The organism is Pseudomonas sp. LBUM1674, from assembly GCF_059695635.1.
In genome coordinates, this window is record NZ_CP166779.1 from 1,770,192 (window position 1) to 1,783,426 (window position 13,235).

Below are 13,235 nucleotides of genomic sequence, written 5' to 3' on the forward strand. Positions count from 1 at the left end.
TGCGCAGTGGGCAACCCGGCAAGGATGCCGGGTTAGCCGCCCCCGGCCATGGATGGCCGATGGCGGCGGGCCCACGGAGCAGGGCCGGAGCGAGGGCATGCCGAGCCTTAGCGAGGCACCGAACGAAAGGGGCAAGAGCCCTTGGTTACTTGGGGCTTTTCCAAGTGACTCGCTGTAAAAGCGAAACCGTCAGCGGCCGTGACCGCAGAAACGGATATGTCCCCGACCCAAGCAGCCATGACCGCAGCAACGGATATGTACACATTCAACAAAAGGCGAAAACGCCCATAACCGCAATCAACCGTGCAGCGTTTCCGCCGCGTACAGCGTATTTTCCAGCAGGCAGGCACGCGTCATCGGGCCAACGCCACCCGGAACCGGCGTTATCCAGCCAGCGCGGGGCAGGGCGGTGTCGTAGATCACGTCACCGACCAGCTTGCCGTCTTCCTGGCGGTTGATGCCGACGTCGATCACGATCGCGCCTTCCTTGATCCACTCGCCCTTCACCAGCCCCGGCTTGCCAGCCGCAACCACGACCAGGTCGGCACGACCGACGTGGCCCGCCAGGTCCTTGGTGAAGCGGTGGGTGACGGTCACAGTGCAGCCGGCCAGCAACAATTCCATCGCCATCGGGCGGCCAACAATGTTGGAGGCGCCGACAATCACCGCGTCCATCCCGTAAAGATCGGCACCGGTGCTTTCCAGCAACGTCATGATGCCTTTAGGGGTGCACGGACGCAGCAACGGGATACGCTGGGCCAGGCGACCGACGTTATAAGGGTGGAAACCGTCGACGTCTTTGTCCGGACGAATGCGCTCCAGCAACCGGGAAGCGTCCAGGTGTTCAGGTAAAGGAAGCTGCAGCAGAACGCCGTCGATTGCCGGGTCGTCGTTCAGGCGATCGATCAGATCGGTCAGCGCTTCTTGAGTGGTTTCAGAAGGCAGGTCATAAGCTTGGGACACAAAGCCGACCTCTTCACAGTCTTTACGCTTGTGCGAGACATAAACCTGAGAGGCAGGATCGCTGCCGACCAGGATCACCGCGAGGCCGGGCGTGCGCAGGCCTTGCTGGCGACGCTCGGTGACGCGTTTGGCGATCTGCTGGCGCAGGCTGGCGGCGATCGATTTGCCGTCGATTAGTTGTGCAGTCATTGCGCGTGATTAACCATCGAGAGGTGAAAAAAAGAGAGCGCATTCTCGCATGTCATGAGGTGAGGGCAAAGGCGCTTGGTCTGCAAATTCCCCTAACCCCTTTAATTAAATGAATTTTTTTTAAAAAAGAGTTGACGACCTTCAGGGTCACCTATAACATTCGTCGCACTTGTCGGGCACAGCCTAGCACTGGTTAAGAAGGTTGAGCGGAGTTGATGTTTGATTCGGCGAGACTGAAAGCACTTAGTTTGTAATCGTCCAAGAATACAGATTAATCAGGCGCCCGTAGCTCAGCTGGATAGAGCATCCGCCTTCTAAGCGGATGGTCGCAGGTTCGAGTCCTGCCGGGTGCGCCATTAGGCAGCTTTGGCACAAGTAACGCAACATGGCAATATGGTGGGCGTAGCTCAGTTGGTAGAGCACGGGATTGTGACTCCCGTTGTCGAGGGTTCGATCCCCTTCGTCCACCCCATATTTAGAAAGGCGCCAGATTAACAGTCTGGCGCCTTTGCTTTAAAAGCTTGATACGCGGATGTGGTGGAATTGGTAGACACACTGGATTTAGGTTCCAGCGCCGCAAGGTGTGAGAGTTCGAGTCTCTCCGTCCGCACCATACAAGTCGCTATTTAATAGCAGAAAACGGCGCAGCACCTGAAAAGGGCTGCGCCGTTTTTGTTTTAGAAGTCGCAATTTCCAAGGCAACCGCGGGTTCCGGGGTTGAGAGGGCAGGTCGACTCGTCGCATTTTTGTTTCTCGATGATGCCGATTCGCCCGCTGTCGGGGGCACATGGCCGCTTCTTCCTATATATAGAAGGGCTGCTGCAGAGCCTTGGCCTGATTGACTGTATTTGCTAACAGGGCGAGGCATAACCGTTTGTCCCCGCCTATAAATTGCCTGCTGCTTTTTTACCCGTTTTCAGTAGGGTGACTTCTTGAGTTTGACCCACTAGAATGCATGCCCTTGATTCTGGGGTCGGAAACGGCCGGCTAACGTCTGTGCAACGAGGAATATCCATGCAAGTTTCTGTTGAAAATACTTCTGCTCTTGAGCGCCGCATGAGCATCACCGTGCCGGCTGAGCGCATCGAGACTCAGGTCAACAAGCGTCTGCAGCAGACTGCCCAAAAGGCCAAGATCGCTGGTTTCCGTCCAGGCAAAGTGCCAATGAGCGAAATCAAGCGTCGTTTCGGTGCCGATGCGCGCCAGGAAGCGGTAGGCGACGTGATCCAGTCTTCGTTCTACGAAGCGGTTGTCGAGCAAAAGCTGAACCCGGCCGGCGCGCCGTCGATCGAGCCTAAGTCGATCGAAGCGGGCAAGGACCTGGAATACGTCGCGGTTTTCGAAGTGTTCCCTGAGTTCACCGTTGCCGGCTTCGAAGGTATCAATGTCGAGCGCCTGAGCGCTGACGTGGCCGATGCCGACCTGGACAAGATGCTGGAAGTGCTGCGCAAGCAGAACACCCGTTTCGAAGTGGCCGATCGCGCCGCTCAAAACGAAGACCAGCTGAACATCGATTTCGTCGGCAAGGTCGACGGTGAAGTGTTCGCCGGCGGTTCCGCCAAGGGTACCCAGCTGGTCCTGGGTTCCGGCCGCATGATCCCTGGCTTCGAAGACGGCCTGGTTGGCGCCAAGGCCGGCGAAGAGCGCGTGTTGAACCTGACCTTCCCCGAGGACTATCAGAACCTCGAGCTGGCTGGCAAAGCCGTTGAGTTCACCGTGACCGTGAACACTGTTTCCGAGCCAAAACTGCCAGAGCTGAACGAAGAGTTCTTCGCTCAATTCGGCATCAAGGAAACCGGTCTGGAAGGCTTCCGCACCGAAGTTCGCAAGAACATGGAGCGCGAACTGCGTCAGGCGATCAAGTCCAAGGTCAAGAACCAGGTCATGGACGGTCTGCTCGAGACCAACCCGATCGAAGTGCCAAAGGCGCTGCTGTCCAACGAAGTCGACCGTCTGCGCGTGCAGGCTGTTCAGCAGTTCGGCGGCAACATCAAGCCTGACCAGCTGCCGGCCGAGCTGTTCGAAGAACAAGCCAAGCGCCGCGTAGTCCTGGGCCTGATCGTGGCTGAAGTGGTCAAGCAATTCGACCTCAAGCCTGACGAAGCCCGCGTTCGCGAAATGATCCAGGAAATGGCTTCGGCCTACCAGGAGCCAGAGCAGGTTGTGTCCTGGTACTACAAGAACGACCAGCAGCTGAACGAAGTCCGCTCGGTTGTGCTGGAAGAACAAGTTGTGGATACTGTTCTGCAGAAAGCTAGCGTGACCGATAAATCGGTCTCTTACGAAGAAGCGGTCAAGCCGGTAGAAGCTCCACAAGCCGACTGATTGATTTTGCGTTAGAAGTACACACCATAAGCCAGCTCTCGAGCTGGCTTATGCGTATTCAAGACAAAACTATTTGGGAGCGACTGCAGAGCATGTTCCGTAATTCTTATATTCAGCAGAACTCTGATATCCAGGCCGCAGGCGGCCTGGTCCCGATGGTTGTCGAGCAATCCGCTCGTGGCGAGCGCGCCTATGACATCTACTCGCGTCTTCTCAAGGAGCGAGTGATCTTCCTGGTTGGCCCGGTAGAGGACTACATGGCCAACCTGATTTGTGCGCAGCTGCTGTTCCTTGAAGCGGAAAACCCGGACAAGGACATCCATCTCTACATCAACTCCCCGGGCGGTTCGGTGACGGCGGGCATGTCGATCTACGACACCATGCAGTTCATCAAGCCTAACGTGTCGACCACCTGCATTGGTCAGGCGTGCAGCATGGGCGCGTTCCTGCTGACGGCCGGTGCCGCCGGCAAGCGTTACTGCCTGCCGAACTCGCGCGTGATGATTCACCAGCCACTGGGCGGTTTCCAGGGCCAGGCGTCGGATATCGAAATCCATGCCAAGGAAATCCTCTTCATTCGCGAGCGTCTCAACACGTTGATGGCCAAGCACAGTGGACACACGCTTGAAGAAATCGAGCGCGACACCAACCGCGACAACTTCATGAGTGCAGAAGCCGCCCGTGAATACGGGTTGATCGATCAAGTGATCGACCAGCGCCCCGCTTAAAAGCAGCTCAAAATAAGGTCGGTCGGCTTGTCTGGCCACCTGCGGGCTTGAAAAAGCCCGCAATAGCCTTCATCTTGTGTTGCAAGCCTATCGGATTTGGATCGAACGAATGACTGACACCCGCAACGGCGAGGACAACGGCAAATTGCTCTATTGCTCCTTCTGCGGCAAAAGCCAGCATGAAGTACGCAAATTGATTGCCGGCCCCTCGGTCTTCATTTGCGACGAGTGCGTCGACCTGTGCAATGACATCATCCGCGAGGAGGTGCAGGAAGCCCAGGCCGAGAGCAGCGCGCATAAATTGCCTTCGCCTAAAGAAATCAGCGGCATCCTTGATCAGTACGTGATTGGTCAGGAACGTGCGAAAAAGGTTCTGGCCGTAGCGGTGTACAACCACTACAAGCGCTTGAACCAGCGTGACAAGAAGAATGACGACGTCGAACTCGGCAAAAGCAACATCTTGCTGATCGGCCCGACAGGCTCGGGTAAAACCCTGCTTGCCGAAACCCTGGCCCGCTTGCTGAACGTTCCGTTCACCATCGCCGACGCAACCACCCTCACCGAGGCGGGTTACGTGGGTGAAGACGTCGAGAACATCATTCAGAAGCTGCTGCAGAAGTGCGATTACGACGTGGAAAAGGCCCAGATGGGCATTGTCTACATCGATGAGATCGACAAGATCTCGCGCAAGTCTGACAACCCGTCGATCACCCGGGACGTTTCCGGTGAAGGCGTGCAGCAGGCCCTGCTCAAGTTGATCGAAGGCACGGTCGCTTCCGTTCCGCCCCAAGGCGGTCGCAAGCATCCGCAGCAGGAATTCCTTCAGGTCGACACCCGTAACATCCTGTTCATCTGCGGTGGTGCGTTCTCCGGTCTGGAAAAGGTTATTCAAAACCGTTCCACCAAGGGTGGCATTGGTTTCAACGCGGAAGTGCGCAGCAAGGAAGAAGGCAAGAAAGTCGGTGAATCCCTGCGTGAAGTCGAACCTGATGATCTGGTCAAGTTCGGTCTGATCCCGGAGTTCGTCGGTCGTCTGCCGGTCCTGGCCACGCTGGACGAGCTTGATGAAGCTGCCTTGATGCAGATTCTCACCGAGCCGAAAAATGCGCTGACCAAGCAGTATGCCAAGCTGTTCGAGATGGAAGGCGTAGACCTGGAATTCCGCGCCGACGCGCTGAAATCGGTCGCCAAGCGTGCCCTGGAACGCAAGACCGGTGCCCGTGGACTGCGTTCGATCCTCGAAGGCGTCCTGCTCGACACCATGTACGAAATTCCCTCGCAGTCCGAGGTGAGTAAAGTCGTGATCGACGAAAGCGTTATAGAAGGCAAGTCCAAGCCACTGTATATCTACGAAAACAGTGAGCCGGCTGCCAAGGCAGCGCCAGACGCCTAAGCGTCACGCTGCTGGAACAAAGAAGGGGCCTTCGGGCCCCTTTGCTATTGTGGCCAGGCCATAATCTTTTAAGCCGCTCTTTTATCCGCTTGTTTTTTTCCAAACCAGCCCCCATCTTGGTTTCAAGCTTACATCCATCTGTTTACGGCCTTACGGCCGCCGTAGAGGCGAAATCATGAAGACGACCATCGAATTGCCTCTCCTGCCATTGCGTGATGTTGTGGTTTATCCGCACATGGTTATCCCGCTGTTCGTGGGGCGCGAGAAATCCATCGAAGCCCTCGAGGCAGCGATGACCGGCGACAAGCAGATCCTTCTGCTGGCTCAGAGAAACCCTGCTGACGACGATCCCGGTGAAGATGCACTCTATCGCGTAGGTACGATTGCGACCGTTCTGCAGCTGCTCAAGCTGCCTGACGGCACGGTCAAGGTGTTGGTCGAAGGTGAGCAGCGGGGCGCCGTGGAGCGCTTCAGCGAAGTGGACGGCCACTGCCGCGCCGAAGTCTCGCTGATCGACGAAACCGAAGCGCCCGAGCGCGAGTCGGAAGTGTTTGTCCGCAGCTTGCTGGCTCAGTTCGAACAATATGTGCAACTGGGCAAGAAAGTCCCGGCTGAAGTCCTGTCGTCGCTCAACAGCATCGACGAACCAGGCCGCCTGGTCGACACCATGGCCGCGCACATGGCCCTGAAGATCGAGCAGAAGCAGGAAATCCTCGAAATCATCGATTTGTCGGCCCGGGTCGAACACGTCCTGGCGTTGCTGGATGCCGAGATCGACCTGCTGCAAGTCGAAAAACGCATTCGCGGTCGCGTCAAGAAACAAATGGAGCGCAGCCAGCGCGAGTACTACCTGAATGAGCAGATGAAGGCCATTCAGAAAGAGCTCGGCGACAGCGACGAAGGCCACAACGAAATCGAAGAGCTGAAAAAGCGCATCGATGCTGCCGGTCTGCCCAAAGATGCCCTGGCCAAGGCCCAGGGCGAACTGAACAAGCTGAAACAAATGTCGCCAATGTCCGCGGAAGCGACCGTGGTGCGTTCGTACATCGACTGGCTGGTCCAGGTGCCGTGGAAGGCCCAGAGCAAGGTGCGTCTGGACCTGGCCCGTGCCGAAGACATTCTCGACGCCGACCACTACGGTCTGGAAGAAGTCAAAGAGCGGATCCTCGAATACCTCGCCGTGCAAAAGCGCGTGAAGAAGATTCGCGGTCCGGTGTTGTGCCTGGTCGGTCCTCCGGGGGTGGGTAAAACCTCGCTGGCGGAGTCGATCGCCCACGCCACCAACCGCAAGTTCGTGCGCATGGCCCTCGGCGGTGTGCGCGATGAAGCGGAAATTCGTGGTCATCGCCGGACTTACATCGGTTCGATGCCAGGAAGATTGATTCAAAAGATGACGAAAGTAGGGGTGCGCAACCCGCTGTTCCTGCTCGATGAAATCGACAAAATGGGCAGCGACATGCGTGGCGATCCGGCCTCGGCGTTGCTGGAAGTGCTCGATCCCGAGCAGAACCACAACTTCAACGATCACTATCTGGAAGTCGACTACGACCTGTCCGATGTGATGTTCCTGTGCACCTCCAACTCCATGAACATTCCACCGGCGCTGCTGGACCGGATGGAAGTGATTCGTCTGCCGGGTTACACCGAAGACGAGAAGATCAACATCGCCGTCAAATACCTTTCGCCCAAGCAGATCACGGCCAACGGCTTGAAGAAAGGCGAGCTGGAATTCGACGCCGAAGCGATCCGCGACATCATCCGCTACTACACCCGCGAAGCCGGTGTACGTGGGCTGGAGCGCCAGATTGCCAAGGTTTGCCGCAAGGCGGTCAAAGAGCATGCGATGGAAAAACGCTTCTCGGTGAAGGTCACGGCCGACATGCTGGAACATTTCCTCGGCGTGCGTAAATTTCGCTACGGCCTGGCCGAATCCCAGGATCAGATCGGTCAGGTCACCGGCCTGGCGTGGACTCAGGTGGGCGGCGAATTGCTGACCATCGAAGCCGCTGTCGTTCCCGGCAAGGGGCAGTTGATCAAGACCGGTTCCCTGGGCGACGTGATGGTCGAATCGATCACCGCTGCCTTGACCGTGGTCCGCAGCCGCGCGAAGAGCCTGGGGATTCCCCTGGACTTCCACGAGAAGCGCGACACGCACATCCATATGCCGGAAGGGGCGACCCCGAAGGATGGCCCTAGCGCTGGCGTAGGCATGTGCACGGCCCTGGTTTCGGCATTGACCGGAATTCCGGTACGCGCGGACGTGGCCATGACCGGTGAAATCACCCTGCGTGGCCAGGTGCTGGCGATTGGCGGCCTGAAAGAAAAACTGCTCGCGGCTCACCGTGGCGGAATCAAGACGGTGATCATTCCTGAAGAGAACGTACGTGATCTGAAGGAAATTCCTGACAATATCAAAGCAGATCTTCAGATTAAACCGGTTAAATGGATTGACGAGGTCCTGCAAATTGCGCTGCAATACGCGCCGGAGCCCTTGCCTGATGTGGCTCCGGAGATAGTTGCAAAGGATGAAAAACGCGAGTCTGACTCTAAGGAAAGAATTAGCACGCATTAGTACGTATTTGCCTGGGGGGCTTGTTGACGCTTTTTAGAGCCCTTGTTATAAAGCGGCTCTTCAGTGTCTGTAGGCCATTCAGCACTCGTTTTTTTGCTTTTACCAAAAAACTTAGAATCATACTCAAATAGATATAAGGGGACTTAGAGTGAACAAGTCGGAACTGATTGATGCTATCGCTGCATCCGCTGATATCCCGAAAGCTGCTGCTGGCCGTGCGCTGGACGCTGTAATCGAATCCGTCACTGGCGCTCTCAAGGCTGGCGACTCTGTTGTTCTGGTGGGTTTCGGTACGTTCTCCGTCACCGATCGTCCAGCTCGCATTGGTCGTAACCCGCAGACCGGTAAGACGCTGGAAATCGCAGCCGCTAAAAAACCAGGTTTCAAAGCCGGCAAAGCACTGAAAGAAGCTGTCAACTAAGTTCGATTCAGGTTTTTGCCTATCCGGGTCGGGGTCATGCCTGACCTGGCAGCGGAGCGGTAGTCCAGTCGGCAAGTCGCCGTGCCGAGACACCGAGGGTCGCACGTTCGAGCCCTCGATCCGCTCCGCCAGTTACGAGAAGGCGCATCCTCGGATGCGCCTTTCTTCTATCCGGATTCTACCCACGCTCCACGGTTGCCTAATTTTGAAGTTCAACCGTTTCTGGGGGACGCATGCTGCAGAATATCAGGGACAATTCACAAGGCTGGATTGCCAAGACTATCATCGGGATCATCGTTGTACTGATGGCATTCACCGGTGTCGAAGCCATTTTCCAGGCCACGACCAACAGCCAGAACGCGGCCAAGGTCAATGGTGAAGAAATCAGTCAGAGCGAGCTGAGCCAGGCGGTCGATATGCAACGCCGTCAACTCATGCAACAGCTGGGCAAGGACTTCGATGCTTCCTTGCTCGACGAAAAAATGTTGCGCGAATCGGCCCTCAAAGGCTTGATCGATCGCAAACTGCTGCTGCAAGGCGCAGAAAAATCCGACTTCGCTTTTTCCGAAGCGGCTTTGGACCAGGTGATCCTGCAAACGCCTGAATTCCAGGTGGACGGTGCGTTCAGCGCCGAGCGTTTCGACCAGGTCATCCGTCAACTCGGCTACAGCCGTATGCAATTCCGCCAGATGCTGGCTCAGGAAATGCTGATCGGCCAGCTGCGCGCCGGTCTGGCAGGCAGCGGTTTCGTCACCGACGCACAGGTGCTGGCCTTCGCCCGTCTGGAAAAACAGACCCGCGATTTCGCTTCCCTGAACGTCAAGACCGACCCGGCGGCTGTGAAGCTGACCGACGATGAGGTCAAAGCCTACTACGACGAACACGCCAAGGAATTCATGACGCCGGATCAGGTGGTCATCGATTACCTCGAATTGAAGAAGTCGTCCTTCTTTGATCAGGTCAGCGTCAAGGACGAAGACCTGCAATCGGCGTATCAGAAAGAAACCGCGAACCTGTCCGAACAGCGTCGGGCTGCGCACATTCTGATCGAAGTGAACGACAAGGTGACCGAGGCGCAAGCCAAGGCGAAGATCGAAGAGGTCCAGGCACGTCTGGCCAAGGGCGAGAAATTCGAGGCACTGGCCAAGGAGTTCTCCCAGGACCCGGGTTCGGCCAACAACGGCGGTGACCTCGGTTTCGCAGGTCCTGGTGTCTACGATCCAGCCTTTGAAACAGCGCTGTACGCGTTGGCCAAGGATCAGGTCTCGGAGCCGGTTCGCACCGACTTCGGTTTCCACCTGATCAAGCTGCTGGGTGTCGAAGCGCCGCAAGTTCCAACCTTCGCCAGCCTGAAAGACAAGCTGACCCGCGAGCTGAAAACCCAGCAGGTCGAACAGCGTTTCGTCGAGGCCACCAAGCAACTGGAAGACTCGGCGTTCGAGGCCTCCGACCTGGCCCAGCCGGCGCAAGACTTGAAGCTGACCGTGCACACCTCCAAGCCGTTCGGCCGTGAAGGTGGCGAAGGTGTGGCGGCCAACCGCGCGGTGATCACCGCTGCATTCAGTCCTGAAGTGCTGGATGAGGGTGCCAACAGCACCGCCATCGAGCTCGATCCGGAAACCGTGATCGTGCTGCGCGCCAAGGAGCACCTCAAGCCTGCGCAACTGCCGCTCGACAGCGTATCTGCCGCGATCCGTGGGCAATTGGCCAAGGAGCACGCCAGTGCTGCCGCCAAGACCAGGGCCGATGAGTTGATCGCCAGCCTGCGCGACGGCAAGACCCCTCTGGACCAGGCCATCGATGGTCAGAACTGGACAGTCACCGCCGCCGCCACTCGCGCTCAGGAAGGGATCGACCCGACTGTGCTGCAGGCGCTGTTCCGCATGCCAAAACCCGCCGCGAAGGACAAACCGACCTTCAGCAGCGTGACCCTGGCCGATGGCAGCCTGGTGATCGTGCGTCTCAATGGCGTGAACGAAGCAGCGGCACCGACCGATGAAGAGAAGGCCCAGTACCGTCGCTTCCTCGCCTCGCGCATTGGCCAGCAAGACTTTGCGGCTTACCGCAAGCAGCTGGAAGCCGAAGCGGACATCGAGCGGTTCTGATGCCTGATTGAGGTTTGCGCAACACAAAGACCCCGGCCCAAAAGCCGGGGTTTTTTTTTAAAAGCAAAATCAAAAGATCGCAGCCTGCGGCAGCTCCTACATGGAATGCGATCGGCGTAGGAGCTGCCGCAGGCTGCGATCTTTTGATTTTTTACCCTGCCCATCGGAACGGTGAAATCATCGAGCGACTTTTCTGCATATAAACGGTCACTAGTCGTGTAACTGTTTTAAGACACCAATCGGTACGACGCTAAGCATCGATCTGTTGCACAATACGCCCCGGACCGTTTCTTCAGGATGTTCAATGTCTAAATCAATTCCCATGCATGTCGTCGGGCTGGCTCTGGTATTGGCCGCCGCTGCCGGCTGCTCGTCGAAAAAGGCCGCCATCTATGAGCATGAGAATTTCGATGACTCCGGTACCTTTTCCCGCAATTACCCGGTAACCGATGCGCAGACCTGCGAGGCCGCCCGTCGGGCGTTGCTCAGCCAGGGCTATATCATCACCAGCAGCGACCCGAAACTGGTCAGCGGCCACAAGAGCTTCCAGCAGACCGGCGATACCCACATGGAGATCAGCTTCAGTGTGGTCTGCGCCGATGACGGCACCGAGGGGCATCATGCGACCATGTTCGCCAACGCCCTGCAGGACCGCTATGCGCTGAAGAAGACCAACAACTCCGCCAGTCTCGGCGTGGGTGTGTTGGGTTCGGTATCGATGCCGATCGGCTCCTCCGACGACTCGATGGTCAAGGTTGCCAGCGAAACCGTGTCCTCGGCCAAGTTCTACGAGCGTTTCTTCGCCCTGGTCGAGGTGTTCCTGCCGCCGGAAGCGAAGAAAGTTGCGCACATCAAGGAAAAGCCGAAAACCGACCTGGGCGTGCCTGAAGCCAAGGCGGCACCGGCTCAATTGGCGCCGACGCCTGCACCAGCGGCAGCACCTGCTCCCGCTCCGGCCCAAGAACCTGTACAGCAACCGGAGCCGGCACCTGCGGCCTCGGAGCCGGTGGCACCGCCGCCTGAAACCTTACCGATTACCCCGGCGGAGAATAGCGAACCGGCAAGCTCCACCGAAACCGTCACCCCACCGGCGGACTCGAGCCTGCCGCCGCCGACCGAGCCAATTCCGGCCATGCCGGTCACTGCCCAGTAATAATGTTATGGGATCGGGCCAGACGGTACCGATCCCACAACCGCCTTCATCATTGACCCGCGTCAACCCTGGTCACAGTTCTGCGGCCAGAATCGAAAAAATCCTGTGATAAATTCCCGATCCCCTGCTACGTTTTATCAAGTAGCCGCGTAGTGTCTTGCCTGCGTCATTTTTCGTTCACACGGGCACTTTATGCTCAGTGCGCAGGTCACTTATTCAGGCATTTTTTTCAAACAAGCCGTGGGGGATTCAAAATGGACGATTATCAAGAAGAACTGCTCGAGTATCAGGCGTTCGAACTCGACCCGCTGGAACCCGCCGAAGACGCTACCGAGCTGTAGGCGTCAGGCGGACTGGCGATGGCTGCGGCGAAATTCGCCAGGGGTCTGGCCATTCCAGCGCTTGAAGGCCCGTTGAAAGGCTTCGGCTGAGGCAAAACCCAGCAGGTAGGCGATTTCGCCGAACGCCAGTTCGGTGTCGCGGATGTAGGTCATGGCCAGGTCGCGGCGCGTGTCGTTGAGGATCGCGCGAAATTGCGTGCCTTCCTCGGCCAGTTTGCGGCGCAAGGTCCAGGTCGGCAGCTTCAGGCGTGCCGCCACTTCTTCCAGGTCGGGCTCCCGGCCACCATTGAGCAACGGCCCCAGCAACTGAGTAATGCGTTCACGCAGGCTGCGGGTGCGTGTCAATTGCTCCAGTTCCCGTTCGCACAGTTGCAGCAAGTGCCGCCAGGTGCTCGGGCAGTGCAGCGGATTGCGCTGGGCGAGGCTGGCCAGGCTCAGGCGCAGTTGATTGTGTTCGGCACCGAACTGGATCAGGCAGTCGCCCAGCACGGCATACGCCTCACGGTAATCCGGCGCCGGGAACTCGATCTCGATGCGTTCGGCGCGCAGCGGGTCAGGGCTGACGCTGGACAGTTGCTGCAACCAGCCGGCGATGATCGAATCCACCACGAAGCGGTTGTAGGCGTTGTAAGGACTGATGGAATAAAAGCGCAGCCAGGCGCCCTGGGCATCCTCATGAAAGCTCGATTGGCCGCGATAGTTGGAGCCGTACAAGGCTTCGAATCGAATCAGGCAGCGCGCCGCTTCTCGCACCGTCGGCGCCTGGGCAGCGGTCACTCCGGCCAGGCCGGCCTGGCTCAGGCGGCTGAGCTGGCCCATGCGCAAACCCAATGCCGGGTCGTTGGTCAGTTGAATGGCGCTGTGGCCCAGGCGCATGTACCGCGGGATCGAGAGCCGGGCGCCGGCTTCGCTCAGGCGAGCCGCGTCGAGGCCGTACTGCTCAAGCAAAGGCTGTGGGTCTGCACCGTGGCTGCGCACGGCGTCGGCCAGGCTGTGCACGAAGCCCACCGACAGATCGCCCAGACGCATGGGCAAGGGTTTCATG

9 protein-coding genes and 3 tRNA genes are annotated in these 13,235 nt (G+C 57.9%); 10 read left to right on the forward strand and 2 right to left on the reverse strand.

Annotated elements, in window-relative coordinates; all coding sequences use genetic code 11:
• Positions 1 to 297: 297 nt before the first annotated feature.
• Entirely contained in the window at positions 298 to 1,152 is an 855-nt protein-coding gene (gene folD, locus ACA067_RS08295; RefSeq protein ID WP_497461341.1) for a bifunctional methylenetetrahydrofolate dehydrogenase/methenyltetrahydrofolate cyclohydrolase FolD, read from the reverse strand.
• Positions 1,153 to 1,431: 279 nt separating this feature from the next.
• On the opposite strand from folD, the gene ACA067_RS08300 reads away from it, so the two are divergent.
• The 10 genes from ACA067_RS08300 (at position 1,432) to ACA067_RS08345 (ending at position 11,849) form a co-directional block, all read left to right on the forward strand.
• Positions 1,432 to 1,508, forward strand: a tRNA-Arg gene (locus ACA067_RS08300).
• Between the two features lie 40 nt (positions 1,509 to 1,548).
• Positions 1,549 to 1,624: transfer RNA gene (locus tag ACA067_RS08305), tRNA-His, on the forward strand.
• Between the two features lie 56 nt (positions 1,625 to 1,680).
• Positions 1,681 to 1,765 (forward strand) — tRNA-Leu (locus ACA067_RS08310).
• Between the two features lie 401 nt (positions 1,766 to 2,166).
• Positions 2,167 to 3,477, forward strand: coding sequence for a trigger factor (gene tig / locus ACA067_RS08315; protein ID WP_497461342.1), 1,311 nt, complete (start codon positions 2,167 to 2,169; stop codon positions 3,475 to 3,477).
• A 92-nt stretch (positions 3,478 to 3,569) separates the two neighbouring features.
• On the forward strand, positions 3,570 to 4,205 hold the full coding sequence (clpP, locus tag ACA067_RS08320) for an ATP-dependent Clp endopeptidase proteolytic subunit ClpP (RefSeq protein WP_064680636.1): 636 nt from the start codon (positions 3,570 to 3,572) through the stop codon (positions 4,203 to 4,205).
• A gap of 109 nt (positions 4,206 to 4,314) precedes the next feature.
• On the forward strand, positions 4,315 to 5,598 hold the full coding sequence (gene clpX / locus ACA067_RS08325) for an ATP-dependent Clp protease ATP-binding subunit ClpX (protein WP_007946893.1): 1,284 nt from the start codon (positions 4,315 to 4,317) through the stop codon (positions 5,596 to 5,598).
• A 175-nt stretch (positions 5,599 to 5,773) separates the two neighbouring features.
• Positions 5,774 to 8,170, forward strand: coding sequence for an endopeptidase La (gene lon / locus ACA067_RS08330; RefSeq protein ID WP_497461343.1), 2,397 nt, complete (start codon positions 5,774 to 5,776; stop codon positions 8,168 to 8,170).
• A gap of 148 nt (positions 8,171 to 8,318) precedes the next feature.
• Complete coding sequence (locus tag ACA067_RS08335) at positions 8,319 to 8,591, forward strand: HU family DNA-binding protein (protein ID WP_002552737.1); 273 nt, start codon at positions 8,319 to 8,321, stop codon at positions 8,589 to 8,591.
• A gap of 233 nt (positions 8,592 to 8,824) precedes the next feature.
• A complete protein-coding gene (locus ACA067_RS08340) occupies positions 8,825 to 10,696 on the forward strand; it encodes a SurA N-terminal domain-containing protein (protein ID WP_497461344.1) in 1,872 nt (623 codons plus the stop codon).
• A gap of 304 nt (positions 10,697 to 11,000) precedes the next feature.
• On the forward strand, positions 11,001 to 11,849 hold the full coding sequence (locus tag ACA067_RS08345; protein ID WP_497461345.1) for a DUF2242 domain-containing protein: 849 nt from the start codon (positions 11,001 to 11,003) through the stop codon (positions 11,847 to 11,849).
• A gap of 344 nt (positions 11,850 to 12,193) precedes the next feature.
• On the opposite strand, the gene ACA067_RS08350 is transcribed toward ACA067_RS08345, so the two are convergent.
• Positions 12,194 to 13,234 (reverse strand): AraC family transcriptional regulator, encoded by a 1,041-nt coding sequence (locus ACA067_RS08350; protein WP_497461346.1) that lies wholly within the window; start codon positions 13,232 to 13,234, stop codon positions 12,194 to 12,196.
• Between the last annotated feature and the right edge of the window lies 1 nt (position 13,235).